Source organism: Halorhodospira halophila (genome assembly GCF_016653405.1).
Lineage (GTDB): Bacteria > Pseudomonadota > Gammaproteobacteria > Nitrococcales > Halorhodospiraceae > Halorhodospira > Halorhodospira halophila_A.
In genome coordinates, this window is the sequence record NZ_NHSN01000025.1 from 354,895 (window position 1) to 379,855 (window position 24,961).

Consider the following 24,961-nt stretch of genomic DNA (forward strand, 5'->3'; position numbering starts at 1 on the left):
ACGTTGCCAACGGGCCGCTCGCGGCGCCCGCGGGCGCCGTGTCGCACTGCACAATCTGGCCCCGGAAGCGCTGCGTGTCAAGGAACCCCCCGCCGCAACACCGGCTCAGAAGGTCACCCCGGCACCAACGCTGAACATCAGTGAGCGCGGGTAGGACTCGTCGTCGTGCTCCACCGAATCCCGGGCGTAGGCCAGGTCCAGATCGATGACCGAGAACAGCGTCAGGCCGGTGGTGATGTACTCGAGCTCGGAGCCGGTGAGATTCTTGCGGTAGCCGAAGCGCACACCGGGCAGCCAGCCCTGGGGCGGGGCGGCCGAAACACTCACCGTGGCCCACTGGTGGTCGTCGCCAAAGGCGTCCTCCACGCCGTTGGCGTCCAGCGAGCCGGCCACCACCCAGCTCCGGTCCGGGGTGTAGACGGCGCCCTCGAGACCGAGCTGCCGCTCCAGGGTGTAGTCCGGGCGGGCCTCCAGCTCACCGCTGTCGATGAACTGCGCGGCGGCATCACAGCGCGACCGGGCGGTGCTGTCCGTATCGTAGTCATCGCAGTCCGTGCCGATGCGCCGGTAGTCGAGGCTCGGCTCGTTGACGTTGCGCAACGTCGCCCCGGCCTGCCAGCGCTCGGCCACCCACAGCGCGCCAAGGTCGACGCCGAGCCGCGTGGTGGCCTCGGTGTCGTCGCGCAGGGCGTCATCGAGGACATCGGCGGTGTCGTCATCCTCCACCTCGTCGAAGGGGATGACCGCCTGGGAGAGCTCGCCCTGGATCATGTTCAGCCGGGCACCGCCCACCAGTCGCCCCTGCTCGCGGACGACCAGCGGGCGCGCATACCCCAAGCGTAGCTCCCGGATCGTGGCATCCTGGATCTGGAAGGCCACCTCGGGATCGTCCGGATCCCAAGTGCCCCCCGGGAAACCGCCGTCGTCGAAGAGCAGGCCCAGCCGCGCCTGCCCGGAGCCGCGGGCCTCCACGGTTAGGGCGTCGCCGCGCTCCTCGCTCAGCGGCACCACCACCGGCGTCAGCGGGAGCTGGGCGGCGCCGCCGAGCTTGAGGTAACCGTCCTCCACGGCCACCTCGAAGAAATCGATGAACTCAAGGAACTCGTCCTCCTCGTCAAGGTCCGCCTCCAGGGCGTCGTCCAGGCGGTCGATGAAACCGTCCACCGGGCCCAGCTCGGCCCCGGCGCTCACCGAGCCAAGCCCCACGTGCCGCTGCCCGGGTCGGGCGGCGGCACCGGCGGGGTTGGCGAGCCCCCCTAGGGCGTGGGGGTGACTGGTGGCACCCAGGGTGAACCCCGGGCTCACCGCGGCGCCGGGGGCCGCCGCCAGCGCCGCGGCGGGCGCGGCGGCCACCGCCAGGGCGCCGGCCAGATACAGACTGCGACGGCGGCTCACGATCCATCCTCCTCTGCACCGTGCCCCAGGGGTTCGCGCTGATCCCGGCCCACCAGGATGCGGACATCGGCCCCGCGGGGCAGTTCGCCCTCGGTCACCTCCTGGATCCGCTCCAGGGACTCACCCAGGGCGACGGCCTGCTCGCCGTGGCCGGGACGGTAGCGGATGTGCGTGGTCTGCTGGCCATCGCGGCCGTGCGCCGAGTCCTGGACGCGCACCACGTAGTGCCCTTCCTCCCGTACGCGATCCGCCATGGCCCGACCCATTCCCACCTCGCCGGAGGCGTTGATGACCTCGACGTCGAGCTGCCCGGCGCGGCGGCGCAGCAGCTCGATCCGCTCGCGCTGCTCGTCGGCCCGGCCGGCCTCCATGGCGGCCCGGGCCCGGGTGCTGGCGTGGGCGGCTTCCAGGTGCTCGACCCGTGCCACCAGCTCGCGCCGCGACGGCGCCGGCTGCGGGCGGTGGGTAAGCTGGGCCGTCACGGTATTCGTGGGCTCGACCCCGCTGTCCGGCAGATCACGCCCGGCGCTGAGGGCAAGATCGATGGTGGGACCAAGGTGGAGGCGCACCCCGGGGCGCAGGGCGAGCCCGAATTGGTTCTGCACCTCGTCGCCGCTGACCCCGTAGACGGCGGCCGCCTCCAGGGTGAGATCGAGGGACGCGGCCACGCGGTGCTCGGCGCGGGCCCCGTAGCGCAGCCGGTTGACGGCGCGGTAGCCGGGCTGACCGTCGATCTCCGCCACATCGGCCCGCTCCACCGCCACACTGCTGTGCAGCCGCGTGGCGCCCAGGTCGTCGCTCAGGTGCAAGCCGAGACCAAGGTTGTGGCTGCCGCTGCCGATGCCCGAGTCGCCGTCGGCCGGGGCGACGGTGCCGTAGCCGGCCAGGGTGATGTCCGCTGCGCCCGGCTCCCGGCGCAGCGGCGTCGCCGCCTCCAGGGCCAAGTGGCGCAGGCCATTGCCGTCATCGCCCTGCGACCGGTGGTTGGCGGAGAGACCGATCTCGTAGCCGGCGGGCAACCCGTAGCGGACCCGGGGCTCGATGAGCTGCGCATCTTCCCGCTCCGAGCCCGACCAGCTCTGACGGCCAACGGACAGGGCGTGCACGGCAGCCCCATCCTCAAGAACCTCGGCGCCGCGGACCCCGGCGGGATCCGCGGCGCTGGCCGCGGTGCTCACCGCGGCCAGCAACAGGCCCAGCACTGCTACGAATGTCCGATCCATGGGAAGGCCTTATCGGAAAAACCTATCCCCGGTTAACGGCCGACCAACGCGCGCCTTGAATGCTGTGAAAGGCTACGATTCAGCATCTCCGCCGGCTTCGTCATCGGCCGCTCCCTGGCCCTCGTTCTGCTCCTCAGCCTCGTCCTGCTCCTCGGCCCGGTCCTGTTCCGCGGCAGCCTCTTCGGCCGCTTCCTCTCGCGCCGCCCGCCGGGCCTCGGCGCGCTCCCGGGCCAGCTGCTCGCGCAACTCAGTCACGCGTCCGCCAAGCTCCTCGAGCCGCTCATCATCGGCGAAGACCACCACCGCGCGGGCCTCGGTGCCCCGCACCCAAGGGTGCAGGCCGCCGACGCCGGCCAAGGCGAACCACCCCCAACCGGTAGTGCAGATCGGCTCGGCGGTGGTGGAGCCGTCGTCGAGGTTGGTCCAGCGCACGTTGATCAGAGCATTGCCACCCTTCTCCGCGGCCTGCTCGGCCAGCTCGTCGGCGACCTGATCAACCAGCGCGTCGCAACTGGTCCAGGCAAAGCCGCGGGCCGAGGCCTCCACCGGGCCGATTTCCACGTAGGGAAGGTTGCCGGCGGTACCACCGGAGTAAAAGGCGCGCTCGTCGTAGTCGGTATAACTGGAGGTGGTGCTGCACCCCGCCGCCACCAGGCCGGCACCGACGATGGCGATGATCCCTAGGCTTTTCTGCTGCATGGGTCTCCCCCCAAGGCAATACGTCACACATGGGCCGCCGGTGGGCGGCTAGAATCCGAGTTCGAGGCCGACATTGACCAGCGCCGAGCGGGGCACGGAGGAACCGTCGTGCTCCACATCGTCGGTACTCACCGCGGCGTCGATGTTCAGGACGCGGAACAGGGTCAAGCCGCCGGTGATGTACGACAGCTCGCTGCCGGCGTTATTGGTCCGGTAGCCGAGCCGGAACCCCGGCCAGAGATAGCTCTCACTGGCATAGCCCACGCCCACCGCCGTCCACTGGTACTCGTTGTTGTTCTCAGCGCCGTGGGGCCCCTCGACGCTGTTGAGATCGTGACTGAAGCCGAGCATCCAGCGCCGATTGGGCGAGTGGAGCGAAGCCTCCACCGTGCCCTGACGCTCCAGGGTGTAGCTCTTGGTGCGACTGACCCGGTCCTGCACCGAGGCAGGCAAGTCGTCGTAGCCGGCGATCTCCGGGTAGTCGAGGCTCGGCTCGTTGAGGTTCTTGCCGGTCAGCCCGACCTGGTAGTTGCGCGCCACCCAGAGCAGGCCCAGATCGACGCCGAAGGCGTCGTCGCTGGAGCGGCTGTCGGAGAAGTCGTCACTCAGGGTATCCAGCGCGTCGTCGTCGATCTCGCTGACCGCCCGGGCCATCTCGGCCTGGTAGTAGTGACCGCGGCCGCCGACGAAGAGCTCACCGTCGCGGCTGCTGTAGGTGCGGGCGGAGTAGCCGAGGGAGAAGCGCCCAATGGCGGCGGCTTCCATGTCGGAGTAGACACCAAGGCTACCGTCGGCTATGTCGACTTCGTCACCGCCCTCTTTTACGCTGTCATCGTCGATTGTCCACTCGACGCCGTCGGGGCCTGTGGCGGTGAACTTGCTACCATCTGTACCCCAATCATCCGAGCTCAGCGGGATACCGGCCAACCCGGTCTCGAAGGTCCCGTCGGTCATCACGCCAACCCGGCCACTGACGCTGCCGTGTATATCGAAGCTCACGGCGCCGCCCAGAACGTCGTGGTTAACCACCAAGGGCGTAAGTGCACGGAAGGCACCGGTAAGGTTGAGCGCGGCGTTGTCGCCCACCGACTGGATCAGGGTATCGCCTGCCTGCTCGACCTCAAGCAGCCGCTCAATGGAAGCGAGGAGATCCTCAAACTCTTCCAGATCACTCGGATCATCGCTTGGGCTTATATCACTGAAGTCCAAGTCTTCGACTGAGTCGCCGACCGAGTCGATCAGGGCGCTCCGGTCGACGCCCTCATCCGCCCAGGTCTCGAAGGCGTCGAGGAAGTCGTCCACCTCGCCGAGCTCATAACCGACCCCGAGGGAACCGAGGCCAAAGCGAAAGCCCCGCGGCATGGCGGCGCCGGAGGCGGGGTTGGCGACGCTGCCCATCACCCCCTGGGTGTGGCTGATCTCACCGTAGGCGAGGTTGGCGCCGGACGGATGGTAGGGTGCGGCCAGCAGCGGTGTGCAGGCCAGGGTGGCGGCCAGGCCGGTGCCTGCACCGAGGAGTGCTCTTCTCATCGGGATCCCCCTTCCCGTGCGGCAGGCCACGGGGCGCGCCTGCCCATAGGGGTGAAATTACCCGACAACACGAGAGATCACAAGGATTTTATCGCCGCAGGGCAACCGGCCGCGGGTGCGGCCGGTTGCCCGGGCCCTAGCGGCTCAGGACTCGCCGCCGCGCAGCAGCTCCATGGGGCTGCTGCGCCAGTCCCGGCGGGCCCCCAGCCAGCCCGCGCCGGCCACCGTCACCGCGCCGACGACCGCACCCAGCACCACCACCGATCCGGGGAAGGCGTAGGTCAGATCGAACAGGTACCGGGCCGCCAAGTAGCCGCCCGAGGCGGCGGCGATGCCGGCCAGCAGCCCGGCCAGCGCCCCGGAGGCCGCGAGCTCGGCCACCGCGATGGCCTCCAGCCGTCGCCGCGAGGCGCCCAGGGCACGCAGCAGCGAGGCCTCGAAGCGCCGCTGCGCCGCCGCCGTGCGCAGCGCTGCGAGCAGCACGACCACCCCGGCCACCAGGGTCAGAGCAGCCATCAGCTCCACCACCCGTGCCCCCTGGCCGATGATTCGCCGGGCGGTCTCCAGGATGGCCCCGATATCCAGCGGCGTAGCCCCGGGGAAGCGCTCGTTGAGCTCCGGCAGCACCCGCTCGGCGGCATCCCCCAGGCGGAAGCTGGTGATGTACTCCGGATGGGCATCGATCATCCCCGGCGCGGCGATGACAAAGAAGTTGGGATTGAAGCTGTCCCAGCGCAGCTCGCGCAGCGAGGTCACCGTACCGCTAACCGGCTCGCCGTCGATGACGAAGCTGATCTCGTCGCCCACGCCGATGCCCACGCGCTCGGCGTAACCGGCCTCCACCGACCACTCGGCACCGGGGTCGTCGCCCCACCATTCGCCGGCGACCACGCGGTTGTCCTCGGGCAGCGTCTCGGCCCAGGTGAGGTTAAGATCCCGGTCGACCATGCGCTGGGTCCGCGGCGACTCGAAATCACCGGGGCGGACGCGGTCCTCGTTGATGGCGTCGAGCCGGCCGCGGGTGATGGCGTAAAGGGTCACCTCGGTGTCCAACTCCTCGGCCAGGAAGGCCTGCAGCGGCTCGACCTCCTCCGGCGCCACGTCGATGAGGAAGGTATCCGGCGCATCGTCGGGGATGCCGGCCTGCCAGGTATCGAGCAGGTCCTCGCGGACCGCCGAGAGCAGCAGCAGCGCCATCAGCCCCAGGCCGACGGCCACCACCTGCACCACGGTGGCGCCGGGACGCCGGCTCGGCCCGGTGAGCCAGAGCAGCCGCGAGCCGCTGCGCGCACGCAGCCAGCCGGCCAGGCGCACGGCGGCATACGCAGCGATGGCCAGGGCGGCCAGGGTGGCGGCCGTGGCCGCCAGGACCACGCCGGCGAGGGTGAGATCGCCGGCCCGCCAGACCATGAGCGCGGCGATCACCGCCGCCGCCACGGCGTAGGCCCCGCCGGTCCGCACCACGCCGGCACCTGCGGTGCGCCGCAGCACCCGCATGGGCGGCACATGGCGCAGCCGCGCCGCCGTGGGCAAGGCGAACCCGGCCGCCGCGGCCACCCCGAGGCCCACCCCGTAGACGGCCGGCAGCGGCCCCGGAGGTGGCAGGTTGGGCGGCAGCACATCGGTCAGCAGGGCGATCATCACCGCGTGCAGGGCGAAGCCGATGGCCGCGCCGAGCACGCCGGCGGCGAACGCCACCGCGCCGAGGACCGCGGCCTGGATGGCCACCACCCGGCCCTGCCGAGCGCCGAGCACGCGCATGACCGCCACGCGGTCGAGCTGCGCCTCGGCATAGTGCCGGGCGGTGAGCAGCACCGCGGCGGCGGCCACCACCACCGTGATCAGCGCTGCCAGGCCCAGGAAGCGCTCCGCCTGGCCGACGATCTCCTGGATGGCCGGCTGCGCCTCGGTGCCGGTAAGCACCTCGGCCTCCGGGCCATCCGCCCCGCGCAGCCACTCAGCGAAGGCATCCAGCTCGGCATCGGGGCCGGCGAGCAGCAGGGCGTGGCTCACCCGCGCGCCCTCGCCCACCAACCCGGTACCTGCGATGTCCTCCCAGGCCATCAGCACCCGGGGCGCCACGGTGCCGAACATGCCGGCACGATCGGGCTCGGCGGTAACCAGCCGCGTCATGGGCAGCTCGCTGTCGCCGACCTCCAGCGATCCGCCGAGCTCGGCGCCGAGCAGGTCGAGCAGTCGCGGCTCAACCCAGGCCTCACCCGGCTGCGGGCGCTGCTCCGCCACCCGGTCGGCGCTCTCGCGATCCTCTGCGTAGCGCAGCTCACCGCGCAGGGGGTAGCCGACCTCCACCGCCTTGGCGGAGACCAGGCGCGTGCTGCCATCGGCAGCCACCACGGTGGGGAACTCCACGGTGCGCGCCGCCTGCAGGCCGCGCTCGCGGGCCTCGTCCAGCCACGCCTGCGGAGCGGCGTCGTCGGTGCGCACCAGGCGATCGGCGGCGATCAGCTCCGCCGCGCGCTCGGTGGTGGCCGCCCCCACCCGGTCGCCCAGCCACCCAACGGCGGTCACCGCGGCCACAGCCACAACCAGCGCGGCGGCGAGGATCCCCAGCCGGCCGGCGGCCAGATCGCGTCGCAGGAAGCGCGCGGCTAGCCGCAGCGTGGTGCCAATCGCAGAGTTCGGGGCGCTCATCGGGCCAGCACCCCCTCGCGGAAGCGATAGACGGTCTCGCAGCGCTCGGCCACCGAGGGATCGTGGGTAACCAGGATCAGGGTGGTGCCGTGCTCCCGGTTGAGGTCGAAGAGCAGGTCCACCACCTGGGCACCGATGGTGTCGTCCAGGTTGCCGGTGGGCTCGTCGGCCATTAGTAGCCGCGGCTCCGTCACGAAGGCGCGGGCGATGGCCACCCGCTGCTGCTCGCCGCCGGAGAGCCGCTCGGGGGTATGGTGCAGGCGATGCCCCAGCCCCACCCGCTGCAGCGCCGCAGCCGCCGCCTCACCGTCGCCACCACGGCCGGAGAGTTCCAAGGCCAGGCGCACGTTCTCCAGCGCCGAGAGCCCGCCGAGCAGATGGAAGGCCTGGAAGACAAAACCGATGCGTCCGGCCCGCGCTGCCGCACGCCCGTCCTCGTCCAGCGCGGTCAGCTCCTCGCCGTCGACACAGACCTGCCCGCTGGCGGGCTGCTCCAGGCCGGCCAGCAGCCCGAGCAGGGTCGATTTACCGGAGCCCGAGGCCCCCAGGATGGCGACGCTCTCGCCGTGGCGGATGGTAAGATTCAGGTTATCGAACAGGACGACCTCGCCGTCGGGGCCACGAAAGCGCATCCCCAGGCCGCGGGCTTCCAGCGCCGGGTGAGGGGTGCCCGCCGCGGCGGGGGCGTCGGCTTCTTCCTTCAGCATCGGGTGTTCGCTCCTATGGCTGGTACCGGCTGCTTCTTTTTGCCCCTGCGCCGGGCGTTGTTCGCCGCGGCACTGGCGCTGCTCCTGGCGCCGGCGGCGGCCGCCGCCGAGCGTCCGACCATCCTGGTCTTCGGCGATTCACTCTCCACCGCCTACGGCTTCGACCGCGACGAGGCGTGGCCCGTTCTACTCGAGACACGCCTGGACGAGGCCGACCTGCCCCACCGGGTGACCAACGTCAGCCGCAGTGGCGAGACCACCAGCGGCGGGACCCGGCGCCTGCCCGACGCCCTCCAGGAACACGAGCCGGAGATCGTCCTGCTCCAGCTCGGGGGCAACGACGGCCTGCGCGGCCAACCCCCGGAGCGGATCCGCAGCAACCTGGCGCGGATGATCGAGCAGGCCCACGAGGCGGACAGCCAGGTATTGCTGATCGGCATCCGCATCCCACCGAGCTACGGGCGAACCTACACCGAGCAGTTCGCGGCCATCTACCCCGAACTGGCCGAAGAGCACGACCTGCCGGTGATCCCCTTTCTCCTCGATGGGGTCTGGGACCGGGACGGGATGATGCAGAACGACGGGGTCCACCCCACCGCCGAGGCGCAGCCGAAGATCGCCGAGCGGGTGTGGGAGACCCTGCGCGAGCTACTCGACGCCCCCTCCTGACGGCTGACTGACGCCCCCGACCGGCGAGGGCGGGGTGAGGCCGGGGTCGGCCAGGGGCCTCGCTCGCCAGGGACGGCGAGCGTGGAGCCCCCAAAGGTGGGCGGGTAGCGTCCCCAGGTCGGCACCGGCGCCAGCACGCCCCCGCCGGCGGTGATCGTCGGTCGCCCCTGGGGGCAGGTATCAGGAGGTGGCTTTCTCGCCGCCGAACCACTCCATCATGCGCGGGATCAGGGTGCGCAGCTCAAGGGTCATCAGCGAGAAGTCGGCATCGAGCTGCTCGGCCTGGCTCTCCGGGTCGCGGTCGCCGGCCTGCTCGCGGATGACGTCGTGGAATTTCAGGCGGCGCAGGCTCAAGTCGGTGTCGAGCACCGCGCTGAGCCGCTCGCTGTAGGTCACCGCCAGCCGGCGAACGCGCTTGCCGGCATCGATGTGGGCACGCATCTCGTCGGAGGTCAGGTCCTGGCGCTTGACGCGGACCTCGCAACCCTCGGCGTTGGGGTCCTCGAGCACCGCCTCTTCGCCTAGCTCCAGGTCACCGGGCAACTGCTGCTGCGCCAGCCAGCGGGTCATGATGGTCCCCGGCCCCATCTCGGTCTCCGGCGGACTGAGGGTGAGATCCCCCCACGCCTCGCGCAGCTGCTCGACGAAGTGCTCGGCCTGTTTCTCGGAGCCGGCGTCCACCACCAGGTAGCCGGCCTCAGTATCCAGGTAGCCCCAGGTCCGCTTGTGGCGGCTGAATGCCCGCGGCATCAGGTCGGTGACCACCTCGTCGCGGATGCGGTCGCGCTCGCGCTTGCGCACCTTGCGATGCTCGGCCGCCTCCACGGCGCTGATGCGCTCGTCCATAGCCTCGCGAATCACCGCCGCGGGCAGCAGCTTCGTCTCCTCCTGCAGACAGAAGAGCAGGCTGCCGGCGGCGGCGTGCACCAGCGGCGCCCCGGGGCCGAGCGGCGGTACGAACCCACTGCGGCTCGGCTCCAGTGCCCCGCAGGGCGTGAAGGCGAGCGCACCCAGGCGCTGGTCGGCGGTCTCGGGGTCGTAAGCGACGTCATCGCGCAGGCGGTAGGGGATCAGGTTACGAAACCACATGGGGGGCCAGTCGGTTGCGCAGCTTCAGGGCTCGGTCGGCGGCCTCCTGCCGGTCGTCGCCGAGCACGGTGATGTGGCCCATCTTGCGGCCGGGGCTCGGCGCGCCCTTGCCGTAGAGGTGGAGGGTGGCCGCCGGGTCGGCGAAGACCTCGTCCCAGGGCGGGGTGCCGGCATCCCAGACATCGCCGAGCAGGTTGACCATGGCCGCCGGGGTCAACCGCCGGGTGCTACCCAGGGGCAAGCCGCAGATGGCACGCAACTGCTGGTCGAACTGTGAGGTGACCGCCCCCTCGATGGTCAGGTGGCCGGAGTTGTGCGGCCGCGGGGCGATCTCGTTGACCATCAGCTGTCCGCCGGCGTCGATGAAGAACTCGACGCAGTAGGTGCCGACGGCGTCGAGCCCCTCTCCCACCACCCGGGCGATCTCCACGGCCTGCTGACACAACGCCGGGTCGAGGTCGGCATCGCTGACCGACAGATCGAGGATGTGGTCCCGGTGGCGATTCTCGGTCACCCCGTAGTGGACAAAACGGCCATCCACGCCGCGGGCGGCCACCACCGAGACCTCCATGGCCAGATCGATACGCGCCTCGACCACCGCCTCCTCGGCACCGATGGCCGGCCATGCAGCGGCCACGGCCTCGACGCTATCCACCCCCGCCTGGCCCTTGCCGTCGTAACCCAGCCCGGCGCTCTTGATCACCGCCGGGGCACCGAGACGTTCCACGGCAGCGGCCGCCTCCGCGGCCCCGCGGACGGACTCGAAGGGGACCGTGGGCAGGCCGTGCTGGCGCAGGAAGGTCTTCTCCAGGGCGCGGTTCTGCGTCGTCGCGAGGGCGTGGGGGGACGGCCGCACCGGTAGGCACTCCGCGGCGGCCTCGACGGCCCCCCGGGGCAGATTCTCGAACTCGTAGGTCAGCACGCTCAGCTCGCCAGCCAGGCTGCGCAGCAGCTCCGCCGTGGGCTCGGCGTCGTGCACGACATCGGCCACTTGCCCGGCCGGGGCCTGCCCGGCGCCGGGGGCGATGACGTGGACCCGGTAGCCGGAACGCCGCGCGGCCACGGCGAGCATGCGGCCGAGCTGGCCGGCACCGAGGATGCCGATGGCCGCTCCCGGCAAGATCGGCGCGGCGACGGTCATGAGAGCTCCTCCCCATAGACGCGCTCGGCCTGCTGGGTGCGGAAGGCCTTGAGCGCGTCGGCGTAGCGCGGATCCTCGCGGGCGAGCATGGCCACCGCAAAGAGCGCCGCATTGCGCGCGCCGGCGGTGCCGATGGCGAAGGTGGCGGTGGGCACGCCGGCCGGCATCTGGACGATGGACAGCAGCGAGTCGAGGCCGTTAAGGGCCTTCGACTGCACCGGCACCCCGAGCACCGGGACGATGGTCTGCGCGGCGAGCATGCCGGGCAGATGGGCGGCACCGCCGGCGCCGGCTATGATCGCCCGCAGGCCGCGCTCTTCGGCCTCGGCGGCGTAGTCGGCCATCAGTTGCGGGGTTCGGTGGGCAGAGACCACTCGGGCCTCATGGGGCACCTCGAAGTCACGAAGCACCTCGGCGGCGCCGGAGAGGGTGTCCCAATCGGAACTGCTGCCCATCACGACGCCCACTAACGGCTGCGCGTCGGTCATAACGGGTCCACTCGCAAAAGCGAAAATTGTAGCACGGGCGGGAGGTCAGGAGCGGATATTGAGCAGCGTGCCGGTCATCTCGTCGACGGCCCGCACGACGCGGACGCCGGCGTGTCCCTGCTGCTCGTAGCTCAGCGACTGGATGACCGCCGTGTGCATCTCCTCGGAGCGAGGATCGGACTGCGCTGTAACCCGGGCCACCTGGGCGGCGGTCCGGGTCAGGCCCTCGTCCGCGCGGTGGATGGCCTGCATCCCCGCCGGATTGAAAGCGGTCACGTCCATGGCAACGCGCTGCCCGCAAGTTTGCATCAGTGAATAAGTGTAATCCGGGCCGGCCGTCGACACCAGCCCGCCCGACCCGGAAGATGGCTTCAGTCGCCGTAGAGCACGCCGTGGCGGACGTAGGAGCCCGGTGCCGGCTCGATCGGGGCGTGCTTTTTCGACCCGACCTTCCGTGCAGCAACGCTCTCGCCGCCGTGGCCGGCCAGCCACTGCCCCCAGTCGTTCCACCATGAGCCCTCGTGGGCCTCGGCCCCGGCCAGCCACTCATCCTGATCCACCGTCTTGGCGGTGTTGGTCCAGTAGCCGTACTTGTTCTTGTGGGGCGGATTGATGACGCCGGCGATGTGGCCGGATCCGCCAAGCACGTAGCGGGTAGGACCGGAGAGCAGCCGCGGGCCACGGATGGTGCTCTTCCAGGGGGCGATGTGGTCTTCCTTGGCCGACATGAAGTAGGCCGGGATGTCGACCCGGCCCAGGTCGATGGCCTCCCCCGCCAGCTCCAGGGCACCCGGCTCCTTGAGCAGGTTGCGCTGATACATGTTGCGCAGGTAGAAGCTATGCATCTTGGCGGGCATGTTGGTGGAATCGGAGTTCCAGTAGAGCAGATCGAAGGGGAACGGCTCATCGCCCTTGAGGTAGTTGTTCACGAAGAACGACCAGATCAGGTCGTTGGCGCGGAGCATGTTGAAGGTCGTGGACATGTACCGACCCTCCAGATAGCCCTTCCGGCTCATGCGCCGCTCCAGCGTGGCGATCTGCTCCTCGTCGAGGAAGACCTCCAGCTCACCGGGGTACTCGAAGTCGAGCATGCAGGTCAGGAAGGTCGCGGCCTGAATGCGCCGGTCCCCGCGGGCCGCCAGCCAGGCCAGGGTGCAAGCCGACAGGGTCCCGCCGAGGCAGTAGCCAACCAGGTTCATCTCGTCGCTGCCGGTGATCTCCTGGACGACATCCATGGCCGTCACCGGCCCCTCGAGCATGTAATCCTCGAAGCGCTTCTCGGCCAGGCTCTCGTCGGGGTTGCGCCAGCTGATGATGAATACGCTATGGCCCTGATCCACCAGCCACTTCACCATGGACTTCTCGCTGTTGAGATCCATGATGTAGTACTTGTTGATCCACGCCGGCACCAGCAGCAGGGGCCGCTTGTGGACCTCGGCGGTGGTGGGCTCATACTGGATGAGCTGCATGAGTTCGTTCTGGTAGACCACCTGCCCCGGGGTGGTGGCGAGGTTGGTGCCGACCTCGAAGGCGTCGTAGTCGGTCATCTTGATGTCGAGCCGGCCACGACCCCGCTTGAGGTCGTCGAGCAGATTGCTCAGCCCCTGCAGCAGGTTCTGGCCGCCGGTCTCGACAGTCTTCTCGAGCACCTCGGGGTTGGTGGCCACGAAGTTCGACGGGGCCATGGCGTCGATGAACGCCCGGGTGTAGAAATCCACTTTCTTCTTGGTCTGATCATCGAGCCCTTCCACGTCCCGGACCACCGCGTGGGTGTGATCCGCCGCCAGGAGGTAGGACTGCTTAACGAAATCGAAGAAGGGGTGATCCTCCCAGTGCTGGTGCTGGAAGCGCCGATCCCCCTTGGCCGGCTGCGCCACCGGCTCGGACTCCAGCCCCCAGAAGCGCAGGGCCACGTTCTGCATCAGGCTCATGTAGTCCTGCCAGAAGGACATCTGCACCTGCATCAGGCGGGCCGGATCGGCCATCACCCGCGCGCTCAGCTGCTGGAACAGCTGCGCCATCTGCGCGGCATCCTCCATGGCCACGTGGTGCGTCGACTGCTCCTGCTGCAGGAACTCCTGCACCAGCTCCTGACTCTTGGCGGTAATCTCGGTCAGCGACCGGGAGAGCGCCTCGTAATCGATGTCCTGGTTCCGGGTGCCGTTCTCTTGTGCCATACCGCTCCTCGCGATCGGGGCCACGTGCCCCGCGGGTGTCTTGTCTCCGGAGGAACATACTAATGCACGCAGGATTGCGTTGCGATGCGCCAACCGATGCCGGGCTGCGCGGCGTGCTGGCCGACGGCGACGATGCCCTCGCCGCCGCATGGGCCGAGCGCCTGGGCGTGCCCCAACTCGACGCCCACCCCGACGCCGGCCCCGGGGTGGTGCTGCGCGCCGGCGACCCGCCGGCGCTGCAGATGCTCGGCCGGCGCGCCCCCGGACCGGTGGCGGTGGACTTCGCGGACCGGCAGCTGAAGCGCCGGGTGGCCGGCTCCACGCCCCGCCGCGACCCGTTGGCGCGCGCCGTGGGGCTACATAGACGACCGCAGACGGCAGTGGTCGATGCCACCGCCGGACTCGGCCAGGACGGCTGGGTGCTCGCCGCTCTGGGCGCCTCGGTGACCTGGATCGAGTGCAGCCCGGTCCTCTCCGCCCTGCTCGCCGCCGCCCTCGAGCGGGCTGCCGCCGAGCCGCAGCTGGCCGCCACGACCGAGCGCATCCGCCTGCAACCGGGGGATCTGCGCGACGTGCTGGGGCGGCTCCCCACCGCCTCGTGCGAGGTGGTCTACGTTGATCCGATGTACCCCGACGGCGCCACCCGCGGCGCCGTCGGCCGCCCAGCGCAGGTCCTGCGGGCCCTGCACGCGAGCGCACCGCCCCCGGCCGAAGCCGACCTGCTGGCCGCGGCGCTGGCCCACGCCACCCGCCGGGTGGTGGTCAAGCGTCCGCAGCGCGCGGCCCCGGTGTCCGGCCCACCGCCAAGCCGGGCGGTATCCGGCCGGGCGGTGCGTTTCGACATCTACGAGCGGGGCTAGGATATACGGCGGCGTCGAGAGGAAGGGAGGCCGGACGAAAGCGCCAGCGGCACCCGAGGGTGTCCGCTGGCGCGGGGCATAGGCCGTATAGATGGCTGGGGGAGGTGGATTCGAACCACCGCTGACGGAGTCAGAGTCCGTAGTCCTACCGCTAGACGATCCCCCAGCAGGAACTGCTGCTTTCGCCGCGTTAACGCTTGGAGAACTGCGTCGCGCGACGGGCCTTGTGCAGGCCGATCTTCTTCCGCTCGACCATGCGCGCATCGCGGGTGATGAAACCAGCACGCCGCAGCGGCGCCTTGAGCTCGGCGTCGTAGTTCGCCAGCGCCCGGGCAATGCCGTGGCGCACCGCACCGGCCTGCCCGCTGGACCCGCCGCCCGAGACGGTCGCCTTGATGTCGAACTTGTCCGCGGCGTCCACCTGATCCAGCGCCTGGCGCACGATCATGCGCCCGGTCTCGCGCCCGAAGTACTCGTCGAGCGGGCGACCGTTAACGGTGATATTGCCGTTACCCGGGGTCATGAACACCCGCGCGGCAGAGGTCTTGCGGCGTCCGGTTCCGTAATACTGCTGATTCGCCATGGTCTTGATCGTTCCCGATTGTAGCCTCAGAGCTCCAGCGGCTGCGGCTGCTGAGCGTGATGACGGTGCTCGTTCCCGGCGTAGACCTTGAGCTTCTTGAGCATGGCCCGGCCCAGACGGTTCTTCGGCATCATCCCGCGCACCGCGCTCTCGATCAGGCGCTCCGGATGACGTTCACGCACTTCGGCCACGGACCGGCTCTTGATGCCGCCCGGGAAACCGGTGTGCCAGAAATACTGCTTGTCCCGCTCTTTCCGCCCGGTCAGGCGAACCTTGTCGGCGTTGATCACGACAATATAATCGCCCGCGTCGACGTGCGGAGTAAAGACCGGCTTGTGCTTGCCGCGCAGGCGATGCGCGACCTCGCTGGCCAGCCGCCCGAGCGTCTTGTCGGTGGCGTCGACCAGGTACCAGTCGCGTTGAACCTCTGCGGGCTTGGCGCTATACGTCTTCATCGCTTCGCTCTCTCCGTCGAAGACCGCGCATAATAACGGAAGGCGGCGGTACTGGCAACCGCCACTGCCCCCGCCGTCCGCGGCGGCTCAGACTTCTTGGTTGGCCGGCAGGTTGCGCCCGGCGAAGATCTCCATCATCTCCCGGCGCAGATGCCTGCGGATCGTGTTCGCCTCTTCATCGTCAAGGTCGGCACTCGACTCGCCGAAGAGGTAATTATCCAGGTCGAACTCGCGCAGGATCATCTTCGTGTGGAAGATGTTCTCCTGGTAGACGTTCACGTCCAGGGTCTGGTAGCGCTCCTTGGTGTCCTCGGAGAGGTAGTTCTGGATCGAGTTGATCTCGTGATCGATGAAGTGCTTGTGCCCCTCCACGTCGCGGGTGAAGCCGCGCACGCGGTAGTCCATCGTCACGATGTCCGAGTCGAACGAGTGGATCAGGTAGTTGAGCGCCGTCAACGGCGAGATCACGCCGCAAGTGGAGACATCGATGTCCGCCCGGAAGGTGCTCACACCCTTGTCCGGATGCATCTCCGGGTAGGTGTGCACGGTGATGTGCGACTTGTCCAGGTGGGCAACGACATCGTCGGGCAGCGGCCCGGGCCGCGCCTCGGCGCTCTCCTCGGCCTCCTCGGGCGACACCGGACCCTCGGAGATGAGGATGGTCACGCTGGCCCCCTGGGGGTCATAGTCCTGGCGCGCGACGTTGAGCACATTGGCGCCGATGATCTCGGCGACGTTGGTCAGGATCTCGGTCAGCCGTTCGGCGTTGTACTCTTCGTCGATATATTCGATATACGCCCGCCGCTGCGCCTCGGTCTTGGCGTAGCAAACGTCGTAGATGTTGAAGCTCAACGACTTGGTCAGATTGTTGAAGCCGTGGAGCCGGATGCGGGTGTAATCGACCAACGCCTGGGCCCTCCCGTCGCCGGTGGGAAGTGTGCGCTCAAGGAAGCAGGGAATTATGCACAAATCTGGCGATAACGCCACCGTTGTAATGGACAGTAGCTCCGCGGCCGACGTTCCGTGGAACACCCGCCGCGCGGCCCACGGCCACCCCGCCGGTCACGCCCCAGCGGGGCCGCCGAAGAGCTCGGCGAGCCGTTCCCCCGGGCTCTCCGCGGACATGAACGCCTCGCCGACCAGGAAGGCGTGGATGCCGGCCGCGCGCATACGGGCCACATCCCCGGCGGTGTGGATGCCGCTCTCGGTCACTGCCAGGGCACCGGAGGGCATCGCCCCGGCCAGCGCCTCGCTGGTTGCCAGATCGGTATGGAAGGTCCGCAGGTCCCGGTTGTTCACGCCGACCAGCGCCGGCCCCAGCGGTGCGACCCGGGCCAGCTCCTCGGCGTCGTGGACCTCGATGAGCACATCCATGCCCAGTTCCACCGCCAGGGCGTGCAGCTCTGCCAGCTGCGCATCACCCAGCGCCGCGGCGATAAGCAGGATGCAGTCCGCCCCGAGGACACGCGCCTCGTAGACCTGATAGGCATCGACGGTGAAGTCCTTGCGGAGCACCGGCACGGTGACGGCCTCGCGGGCCTCCTGCAGATGGGCGTCATCGCCCTGGAAGAAGTCGCGGTCGGTCAGCACCGACAGGCAGGCGGCACCGTGACGCTGGTAGTCGGCGGCGATGGCCGCCGGCCGGAAGTCGTCGCGGATCACGCCACGGCTGGGCGAGGCGCGCTTGATCTCGGCGATGACCCCGGCGCCGCCGGCCTCAACCCGCTGCAGCAGCGCATCGCAGAACCCGCGGGTCGGCGCCAGGTCGGCAGCGGCGGCCGACAACTCGCGCAGCGATCGGGCCTCGGCGCGCTCGACCACCTCCTCGGCCTTGCGGCGCAGGATGCGGCGCAGGATATCCGGCGTCCCGGTGGCGCTCATTGGGCGAGCTCCCGGGTCGTCGCCACGAAGCGCTCCAGGGTCTGGGCGGCGGCCCCGGAGGTCATGAGTTCCCGAGCCCGCTCCACACCACGACGCAGATCGGGCGCCTCACCGCCGACATAGAGCGCGGCACCGGCGTTGGCGGCGATCAGCTCCATGGCGGCAATGCGCTCGCCGGCGAAGGCGGCACGGATCATCGCCAGGCTGTCCTTGGTGCCGGAGATGGTCACCTCATTGAGCGGCGCGCTGCGCAGCCCCAGATCCTCCGGCGTGACGGTGTACTCCTCGATCTGCCCGTTGCGCAGCTCGGCGATCCGCGTCGGGGCGGCGATGCTGATCTCGTCCAGCCCGTCCTCGGCGTGGACCACCAGCACATGATCGCTGCCCAGGGTCTGCAGCACCTCGGCCACCGGGCGCACCCACTCCTGGCCGAACACCCCGAGCAACTGGCGCCGCGCCCCGGCCGGGTTGGACAGGGGGCCGACCAGGTTGAACAGGGTGCGCACACCGAGTTCCTTGCGCGGCCCCACGGCGTGCTTCATGGCGCTGTGGTGCAGCGGGGCAAAGAGGAAACCGACGTTGACCCGGCGGATGCACTCGGCCACCGCCTCGCTGCTGAGCTCCAGCGTGGCGCCGCAGGCCTCGAGCAGATCGGCACTGCCACTGCGCCCGGAGACCGAGCGGTTGCCGTGCTTGGCCACCGGGATGCCCCCGGCGGCGGTGACGAAGGCGGCGGCGGTGGAGACATTCAGGGTGCCGCTGGCATCACCGCCGGTGCCGCAGGTGTCCACCAGGCGGTGGAAGTCGTCGCCGACATCGACCCGCTCGGCGAGCTCACGCATGACCGAGGCAGCAGCGGCCATCTCCTGGACCGTCTCCCCCTTCAGGCGCATGCCGATGAGGAAGCCACCGATCTGCGCCGGCGTGGCCCCACCGGTCATGATCGTGCGGAAGACCGCGGTCATCTCATCGGGGCTGAGGTCCTGGTTTTCCGTGATTCGACGAAGGGCGGCGGTTAGGTCCATGGGGTGCCTCGGTTTTTTGATGGTTCAGGGTACTAGGGGCAGGGTTCAGGCGACGGCGCGGGGCTGCTCGAGGAAGTTGCGTAGCAGATCGTGGCCGGACGATGTGAGGATCGATTCCGGGTGGAACTGCACCCCCTCGACCGGGAGACGGCGATGGCGCAGACCCATGATCTCGTCGACGGCGCCGTGGGCCCCCTCGGTCCAGGCGGTGATCTCCAGCTCCTCAGGGAGGCTTTCGCGCTCGACGATCAGCGAGTGGTAGCGGGTGGCCTCCAGCGGCTCGGGGAGGCCGGCGAAGACTCCCTGGCCGCGGTGACGCACCGCGGACGTCTTGCCGTGCATGACCTCGCGGGCCCGGACCACGCGGCCACCGAACACCTGCCCGATGGTCTGATGCCCGAGACAGACGCCGAGGATGGGCACCTCGCCGGCCAGGCAGCGGACCACCTCAAGCGACACGCCGGCCTCGTTGGGCGTGCAGGGCCCTGGCGAGATCACGATGCGCTCCGGACGCAAGCGGCGCACCTCATCGGCACTGATCTCGTCGTTGCGCACCACCTCGACCCGGGCACCCAGCTCACCCAGGTACTGGACCAGGTTCCAGGTGAACGAGTCGTAGTTGTCGATCATCAGGATCATAAGCCAGCCTCGGCCATCTCGACGGCGCGCAGCAACGCCCGGCCCTTGTTCAGGGTCTCTTTCCACTCCAGCTCGGGGACCGAGTCGGCGACCACCCCGGCGCCCGCCTGGACATGGACCTGGCCATCGTGGACCACCGCCGTGCGGATGGCGATGGCGGTATCCATATTGCCCGACCAGGACAGATAGCCGACGGCCCCGGCGTAAACGCCCCGCTTGACCGGCTCGACCTCGTCGATGATCTCCATGGCGCGGATCTTCGGCGCGCCGGAGACTGTCCCGGCGGGGAACGTGGCCCGCAGCACGTCCATGGGGCCGAGCCCGGGACGCAGCCGGCCAACCACGTTAGAGACGATGTGCATGACCTGGGAGTAGCGCTCCACCACCATGCGCTCGGTCAGGCGCACGGTGCCGGTCTCGGCCACCCGGCCGACGTCGTTGCGCCCGAGGTCGATGAGCATCACGTGCTCGGCGATCTCCTTAGGGTCCGAGACCAGTTCCTGCTCCAGCTCCCGGTCGCGGGCTTCGGTGGCCCCGCGCTTGCGGGTCCCGGCGATGGGACGCACGGCCACCTCGCCATCCTCGAGGCGGACCAGGATCTCCGGCGAGGATCCGACCACCTGGCACGCACCCAGATCGAGGAAATACATGTAAGGCGACGGATTGGTGCAACGCAACGCCCGGTAGAGATCGAGCGGCTCGGCGCTGAACGGCATGCTCATGCGCTGCGAGGGAACCACCTGCATCACGTCGCCTGCAGCGATATACTCGCGGATCCGCTCCACCGCGTCCTCGAAGCCGGCCTGGGTGAAGTTGTAGCGGGGCTCGCCGGCCGCCACACCACGCCCCCGGGACGGGGGCCGCTGCACGGGCTCGGCCAGCCGCGCGGCCAGCTCGTCGAGCCGGGCTAGCCCGGCCTCATAGGCGCCGGGCTCGCGCGGGTCGCAGTGGACCACCAGGTAGAGCCGGCCAGCGAGGTTGTCGAAGACCACCACCTCCTCGGCCTCCACCAGGCAGATATCCGGCAGCCCCAGGGCGTCTTCCGGGGCCCCCTCAGCCAGGCGCGGCTCGACGTAACGCACGGTATCGTAGCCGAAATACCCCACCAGCCCGCCGAGAAAACGCGGCATCTGCGGGAATCCGGAGGGCGTTGCGGCGCGGTGGCGGTGCTGGTAGGCCTCGATCCAGGCGAGCGGATCGCGAACCTGCTCCTCGTCGACCAGCGCGCCGTCGCGGCGAACCTCGACCCGGTGGCCGTAGACGGCGATCTCGGTCCGGGCCGGCAGGCCGATGATGGAGTAGCGCCCCCACTTCTCGCCACCTTCCACCGACTCAAAGAGGAAGGAGCGCGGCCCGCGGGCGAGCTTGAGATAGGTGGACAGCGGCGTGTCGAGATCGGCCAGCACCTCCCGGATAAGGGGGATACGGGTGTAGCCGGCCTCGGCGAGGCTGTGGAATTCGTGCTCTTTCATCGCCTCAGGCCGCCCCGCGAAGCAGCGTGACCACGCCGCTGAGGTCATCGACGATGGCGTCGGCCCCCAGATCCTCCGGCGCGACGCCGCGGCGATAGCCGTAGGGCACGCAGACTACCGGGATGCCGGCGTTGTGCGCCGCTTCGACATCGGTGCTCGAGTCGCCGACCATCAGCACCGTCCGCGACGCCGCGCCCAGGCGCTCCATGGCCAGGCGCAGCGGCTCGGGATCGGGCTTGCGCGCCTCGGTGCACTCGCCGCCGACGACCACATCGATGGCGTCGGCCACGCCCATGCCCTCGAGGATCGGCTCGGCGAAGCGCCGCGGCTTGTTGGTGACCACGGCCAGACGCATGCCGGCCCGGGCCAGCGCCTGCACGGTCTCCACAACCCCGGGGAAGGGGCGACTGTGGACATAAACGGCCTCGCCGTAGCACTCGAAGAAGCGCTCCAGGGCGGTGTCCAGTTCCTCGTCGGGCGGGGTACCGTCGTCCTCGCCGGTGAGGGCACGCGCCACCAGCCGTCGGGCGCCGTTGCCCACCCAGCCACGGACCTGCTCCTCGGTTACCGGAGACCGGTCCCGCTCGGTGAGAACCTGGTTGATGGCAGCGGTCAGATCCGGGGCGCTATCCACCAGCGTCCCGTCCAGATCGAAGAGAATCGCGCGAGTCAGCGAGAGATCCATAGCCAGCTTTCAGGCAGAAAGCTACACCCTACCGGCTGGCCGGCCCGGACCGCAAGCTGCTGCGGCGCTCAGGCCACCACCGGCTGATCGTAGGCAATGGGCAGTTCGTCGAGCTCCTCGAAGGTCACCTCCTCCCAGGCGTGCTCGTGCTCGAGGAGCTTGCGCAGGAGGCGGTTGTTGAGGGCGTGCCCGGACTTGTGCCCGTGGAAAGAGCCGATCAGGCTGCTGCCCAGCAGGTAGAGGTCGCCGATGGCGTCGAGGATCTTGTGCTTGACGAATTCGTCCCGGTAGCGCAGCCCGTCCTCGTTCAGCACCCGGTAGTCGTCGACCACGATGGCGTTGTCCAGGCTGCCCCCCAGGGCCAGACGGGAAGCCCGCAGCGCCTCGATCTCCTTCATGAACCCGAAGGTCCGCGCCCGGCTGACCTCCTTGATGAACGAGGTCGAGGAGAAATCCACCTCGGCCCGGGCGTGCTGATCGAGGAAGACCGGATGGTCGAAGTCGATGGTGAAGCTGACCTTGAAGCCCTCGAAGGGCTCGAAGGCCACCCACTTGTCACCGTCGACGACCTGGACCGGCTCCAGGATGCGCACAAAGCGCTTCGGCGCCTCCTGCTCCTTGATCCCGGCAGAGCGGACCAGGAACACAAAAGGCGCCGCACTGCCGTCCATAATCGGTACCTCGGCGGCGGAGAGATCGACGTAGCAGTTGTCGATCCCGAGTCCGGCCAGCGCCGAGAGCAGGTGCTCGACGGTGGACACGCGCACCCCGTCCTCGACCAGGCAGGTCGAGAGACGGGTGTCGCCCACCGCAGCGGCCGTTGCCTTGATCTCGCGATCGAGATCCGTCCGCCGGAATATGATGCCCGCATTGGCCGGAGCCGGGCGGAGGGTCAGGTAGACCTTCTCGCCGGTGTGCAGGCCCACGCCGGTCGCGCGGATGCTGTTCTTCAAGGTGCGTTGACGGATCATGGCTCGACTCGGCTCCACTGCTCATGCGGCTACATGTGTGCTCAGCCGCAACCAGCGCGACCGGACACACCGCCTTCACCGTTTATAGCGGCGAGACGTCGCGAAATATTAGTGTAACAAATCCAAAAAGTATATTGCAGCGCACAAAACGCGCCGCGCCTCAGTCGGCCTGGCGACGCAGGAACGCCGGGATATCCAGGTACTCCATGTCGCCGTCGGTATCCGCCTCCTTGCGCTCGTTGGCGGCGTTCTGCCGGATCACCGTGGGCCGGTCGAGCTGCGCGTAGTCGACCTCGCCGGTGTGCTTGCGCGGACCGGGCTGCGCCTGCTGGGCGACGCGAGCCACATCCTCAGCGGACTGAACCGCCGGCCCCAGACCGGTGGCCACCACCGTCACGCGCAGCTCGTCCTCCAGTTCGGGGTCGATCACGGCACCGACCACCACGGTCGCCTCGTCGGAGGCGTACTCGCGCACGGCGTTGCCGACCTCGTCGAACTCGCCGATGGAGAGGTTGTAGCCACCGGTGACGTTGACCAGAACACCGTTGGCGCCGGCCAGGTTGAAGTCCTCGAGCAGCGGGCAGGCGATGGCCCGGTCGGCCGCCTCGCGGGCACGCCCCTCGCCCGAGGCCACGCCGTTGCCCATCACCGCCATGCCCATCTCGGACATCACGGTGCGCACGTCGGCAAAGTCGACGTTGATCAGGCCCGGACGGGTGATCAGCTCAGCAATACCGCGCACCGCGCCATGGAGCACGTCGTTGGCCGACTTGAAGGCGTCGATCAGGGTCAGGTTCTTGCCGAGCACCGGCAGAAGCCGCTCATTGGGGATGGTGATCAGCGAATCGACGCTGTTCTCCAGCTCCTTGATGCCCTCCTGGGCCACGCCCATGCGCTTGTTGCCCTCGAACGGGAACGGCTTGGTCACCACCGCCACGGCGAGGATGCCCATCTCGCGGGCGACCTCGGCCACCACCGGGGCCGCCCCCGTGCCCGTGCCACCGCCCATGCCGGCGGTGATGAAGACCATGTCCGCCCCGTCGAGCACTTCCTGAAGGCGGTCACGGGACTCCTCGGCCGCCTGCCGGCCGGTGGTCGGATCGGCCCCGGCCCCCAGGCCCTTGGTGATGCCGGAACCGAGCTGCACCGTCACCCCGGCGCGGGTATTGGCCAGGGCCTGGGCGTCGGTGTTGGCGTAGATGAACTCCACGCCCTCGATCTCGCTCTCAACCATGTGCTGGACGGCGTTGCCACCGCCGCCGCCGACTCCGATCACCTTGATGACCGCGTTCTGATTGGCGGTATCCATCAGATCAAACATGATGCTGCCCTCCTCAAGCGTCGCGGACGCTAGCGATTACTGAAATGACTAGAAATTGCCCTTGAACCAGTTCTTCATCCGCCCCCACAAGGCGGTTATCCCGGCGTCCTGCGCCAGCGCCGGCGACATGCCGCTTTCGCGGTTGCGCGCGCCGAAGGCGAGCAGACCGACGCCGGTGGAGTACATCGGGTTGCGCACCACATCGGATAGGCCGGTAACGAACTTCGGCACCCCGATGCGCACCGGCAGGTGGAAGACCTCCTCGGCCAGATCGGTGACCCCCTCCATCTTCGAGCTACCGCCGGTGAGCACGATGCCCGCCGGGATCAGATCTTCGAAGCCGCTCTTGCGCAGCTCCGACTGCACCAGCGAGAGCAGTTCCTCGTAGCGCGGCTCCACCACCGACGCCAGCGACTGGCGGGACAGGCGGCGCGGCGGCCGGTCACCCACCGAGGGCACCTCGATGCTCTCCTCGGGGTTGGCCAGCTGCGACAGGGCGCAGGCGTAGCGCACCTTGATGTCCTCGGCGTGGTGCGTCGGCGTCCGCAGCGCCACCGCGATGTCGTTGGTGACCTGGTGCCCGGCGATGGGGATGACGGCGGTATGGCGGATGGCGCCGCCGGTGAACACCGCGATATCGGTGGTCCCGCCGCCGATATCGACGAGGCAGACGCCCAGCTCCTTCTCGTCGTCGCTGAGCACAGCGTGGCTCGCCGCCAGCTGCTGGAGAACGATGTCGTCCACGTCCAGCTGGCAGCGGCGGACGCACTTGGTGATGTTGTCCGCCGCCGAGACCGCACCGGTGACCATGTGGACCCGCGCCTCCAGCCGCACGCCGGCCATGCCCAGGGGATCGCGGATACCCTCCTGGCTGTCGATGACGAACTCCTGCGGGATCACGTGCAGGATCTGCTGGTCCGCCGGGATCGCCACCGCCTTGGCCCCATCGAGGACACGCTCCAGATCGGCCTGGCGGACCTCCTTGTCGCGGATGGCCACCATCCCGTGGGAGTTGAGGCTGCGGATGTGGCTGCCCGAGATCCCGACATAGGCCGAATGGATCTCGCAGCCGGCCATCAGCTCGGCCTCCTCGATGGCGCGCTGGATCGACTGCACCGTGGAGTCGATATTCACCACCACGCCCTTCTTGAGACCGTGGGACGGGTGGCTGCCCACACCGATCACCTCCAGCTCGCCCTCCTCCTTGGCCTCGCCGACGATGGCGACCACCTTCGAGGTACCGATATCGAGGCCCACCAACAGGCTGTCTTCGCTCTTTCGCACCATGCTCTGCTCCGC

The 24,961-nt window shown here is 69.3% G+C and carries 24 protein-coding genes and 1 tRNA gene; 2 read left to right on the top strand and 23 right to left on the bottom strand.

All coding sequences use genetic code 11. From position 1 onward, the window contains the following. Nucleotides 1–105: 105 nt before the first annotated feature. From traF (CCR79_RS11005) to CCR79_RS11030, 6 genes are all read right to left on the bottom strand, one after another. Nucleotides 106–1,395: a conjugal transfer protein TraF gene (gene traF, locus CCR79_RS11005; protein WP_201172339.1), complete on the bottom strand. Its 1,290-nt coding sequence runs from the start codon at nucleotides 1,393–1,395 to the stop codon at nucleotides 106–108. Then, nucleotides 1,392–2,618 carry a LytR C-terminal domain-containing protein gene (locus CCR79_RS11010; protein WP_201172342.1) on the bottom strand — a complete coding sequence of 409 codons (1,227 nt, stop codon included), beginning with the start codon at nucleotides 2,616–2,618 and terminating at the stop codon, nucleotides 1,392–1,394. The genes traF (CCR79_RS11005) and CCR79_RS11010 overlap by 4 nt, the downstream gene beginning before the upstream one ends. A gap of 72 nt (nucleotides 2,619–2,690) precedes the next feature. Continuing rightward, complete coding sequence (locus CCR79_RS11015) at nucleotides 2,691–3,317, bottom strand: hypothetical protein (RefSeq protein ID WP_201172345.1); 627 nt, start codon at nucleotides 3,315–3,317, stop codon at nucleotides 2,691–2,693. Nucleotides 3,318–3,365: 48 nt separating this feature from the next. Continuing rightward, nucleotides 3,366–4,847, bottom strand: coding sequence for a conjugal transfer protein TraF (gene traF, locus CCR79_RS11020; RefSeq protein WP_201172370.1), 1,482 nt, complete (start codon nucleotides 4,845–4,847; stop codon nucleotides 3,366–3,368). A gap of 144 nt (nucleotides 4,848–4,991) precedes the next feature. Next, nucleotides 4,992–7,499, bottom strand: a complete 2,508-nt coding sequence (locus CCR79_RS11025) for an ABC transporter permease (protein ID WP_242510894.1) — start codon at nucleotides 7,497–7,499, stop codon at nucleotides 4,992–4,994. Next, on the bottom strand, nucleotides 7,496–8,206 hold the full coding sequence (locus CCR79_RS11030; protein ID WP_238633888.1) for an ABC transporter ATP-binding protein: 711 nt from the start codon (nucleotides 8,204–8,206) through the stop codon (nucleotides 7,496–7,498). The genes CCR79_RS11025 and CCR79_RS11030 overlap by 4 nt, the downstream gene beginning before the upstream one ends. A gap of 15 nt (nucleotides 8,207–8,221) precedes the next feature. Here CCR79_RS11030 and CCR79_RS11035 point away from each other — a divergent pair, with 15 nt between their 5' ends. Continuing rightward, complete coding sequence (locus CCR79_RS11035) at nucleotides 8,222–8,875, top strand: arylesterase (protein ID WP_201172373.1); 654 nt, start codon at nucleotides 8,222–8,224, stop codon at nucleotides 8,873–8,875. Between the two features lie 180 nt (nucleotides 8,876–9,055). Here the strand turns inward: CCR79_RS11035 and CCR79_RS11040 are convergent, their stop codons facing one another. From CCR79_RS11040 to CCR79_RS11060, 5 genes are all read right to left on the bottom strand, one after another. Then, nucleotides 9,056–9,964, bottom strand: coding sequence for a recombination-associated protein RdgC (locus CCR79_RS11040; protein WP_201172376.1), 909 nt, complete (start codon nucleotides 9,962–9,964; stop codon nucleotides 9,056–9,058). After that, a complete protein-coding gene (locus CCR79_RS11045; protein ID WP_201172378.1) occupies nucleotides 9,951–11,105 on the bottom strand; it encodes a 5-(carboxyamino)imidazole ribonucleotide synthase in 1,155 nt (384 codons plus the stop codon). Before CCR79_RS11045 ends, CCR79_RS11040 begins: the two co-directional genes overlap by 14 nt. Further along, nucleotides 11,102–11,593 carry a 5-(carboxyamino)imidazole ribonucleotide mutase gene (purE, locus tag CCR79_RS11050; RefSeq protein ID WP_201172390.1) on the bottom strand — a complete coding sequence of 164 codons (492 nt, stop codon included), beginning with the start codon at nucleotides 11,591–11,593 and terminating at the stop codon, nucleotides 11,102–11,104. The genes CCR79_RS11045 and purE overlap by 4 nt, the downstream gene beginning before the upstream one ends. A 45-nt stretch (nucleotides 11,594–11,638) precedes the next feature. Beyond that, entirely contained in the window at nucleotides 11,639–11,875 is a 237-nt protein-coding gene (locus CCR79_RS11055; RefSeq protein WP_201172393.1) for a hypothetical protein, read from the bottom strand. Between the two features lie 89 nt (nucleotides 11,876–11,964). Continuing rightward, complete coding sequence (locus tag CCR79_RS11060) at nucleotides 11,965–13,770, bottom strand: PHA/PHB synthase family protein (protein ID WP_201172396.1); 1,806 nt, start codon at nucleotides 13,768–13,770, stop codon at nucleotides 11,965–11,967. Between the two features lie 62 nt (nucleotides 13,771–13,832). Here CCR79_RS11060 and CCR79_RS11065 point away from each other — a divergent pair, with 62 nt between their 5' ends. Then, the gene (locus CCR79_RS11065) at nucleotides 13,833–14,630 is read left to right on the top strand and encodes a class I SAM-dependent methyltransferase (RefSeq protein ID WP_201172399.1); all 798 of its coding nucleotides are present in this window, start codon (nucleotides 13,833–13,835) and stop codon (nucleotides 14,628–14,630) included. Nucleotides 14,631–14,722: 92 nt separating this feature from the next. On the opposite strand, the gene CCR79_RS11070 is transcribed toward CCR79_RS11065, so the two are convergent. The 12 genes from CCR79_RS11070 to ftsA form a co-directional block, all read right to left on the bottom strand. Continuing rightward, a tRNA-Gln gene (locus tag CCR79_RS11070) sits at nucleotides 14,723–14,796 on the bottom strand. A gap of 24 nt (nucleotides 14,797–14,820) precedes the next feature. Next, entirely contained in the window at nucleotides 14,821–15,213 is a 393-nt protein-coding gene (rpsI, locus tag CCR79_RS11075) for a 30S ribosomal protein S9 (protein ID WP_201172401.1), read from the bottom strand. A gap of 26 nt (nucleotides 15,214–15,239) precedes the next feature. After that, nucleotides 15,240–15,668, bottom strand: a complete 429-nt coding sequence (rplM, locus tag CCR79_RS11080; RefSeq protein ID WP_201172413.1) for a 50S ribosomal protein L13 — start codon at nucleotides 15,666–15,668, stop codon at nucleotides 15,240–15,242. An 87-nt stretch (nucleotides 15,669–15,755) separates the two neighbouring features. Next, the gene (gene speD, locus CCR79_RS11085) at nucleotides 15,756–16,574 is read right to left on the bottom strand and encodes an adenosylmethionine decarboxylase (RefSeq protein WP_201172416.1); all 819 of its coding nucleotides are present in this window, start codon (nucleotides 16,572–16,574) and stop codon (nucleotides 15,756–15,758) included. A gap of 156 nt (nucleotides 16,575–16,730) precedes the next feature. Further along, nucleotides 16,731–17,549, bottom strand: a complete 819-nt coding sequence (gene trpC / locus CCR79_RS11090; protein WP_201172419.1) for an indole-3-glycerol phosphate synthase TrpC — start codon at nucleotides 17,547–17,549, stop codon at nucleotides 16,731–16,733. Next, entirely contained in the window at nucleotides 17,546–18,574 is a 1,029-nt protein-coding gene (gene trpD / locus CCR79_RS11095; protein WP_201172422.1) for an anthranilate phosphoribosyltransferase, read from the bottom strand. The genes trpC and trpD overlap by 4 nt, the downstream gene beginning before the upstream one ends. A gap of 45 nt (nucleotides 18,575–18,619) precedes the next feature. After that, nucleotides 18,620–19,213, bottom strand: coding sequence for an anthranilate synthase component II (locus CCR79_RS11100; RefSeq protein WP_201172425.1), 594 nt, complete (start codon nucleotides 19,211–19,213; stop codon nucleotides 18,620–18,622). Next, nucleotides 19,210–20,685, bottom strand: coding sequence for an anthranilate synthase component I (gene trpE, locus CCR79_RS11105; RefSeq protein WP_201172428.1), 1,476 nt, complete (start codon nucleotides 20,683–20,685; stop codon nucleotides 19,210–19,212). The genes CCR79_RS11100 and trpE overlap by 4 nt, the downstream gene beginning before the upstream one ends. A gap of 4 nt (nucleotides 20,686–20,689) precedes the next feature. Beyond that, complete coding sequence (locus tag CCR79_RS11110) at nucleotides 20,690–21,370, bottom strand: phosphoglycolate phosphatase (protein WP_201172431.1); 681 nt, start codon at nucleotides 21,368–21,370, stop codon at nucleotides 20,690–20,692. Between the two features lie 68 nt (nucleotides 21,371–21,438). Next, nucleotides 21,439–22,341 (bottom strand): UDP-3-O-acyl-N-acetylglucosamine deacetylase, encoded by a 903-nt coding sequence (gene lpxC, locus CCR79_RS11115; protein WP_011814870.1) that lies wholly within the window; start codon nucleotides 22,339–22,341, stop codon nucleotides 21,439–21,441. 160 nt (nucleotides 22,342–22,501) lie between these two features. After that, entirely contained in the window at nucleotides 22,502–23,662 is a 1,161-nt protein-coding gene (gene ftsZ / locus CCR79_RS11120; protein ID WP_201172434.1) for a cell division protein FtsZ, read from the bottom strand. Nucleotides 23,663–23,710: 48 nt separating this feature from the next. Next, a complete protein-coding gene (gene ftsA / locus CCR79_RS11125) occupies nucleotides 23,711–24,949 on the bottom strand; it encodes a cell division protein FtsA (protein ID WP_201172437.1) in 1,239 nt (412 codons plus the stop codon). Nucleotides 24,950–24,961: the final 12 nt, after the last annotated feature.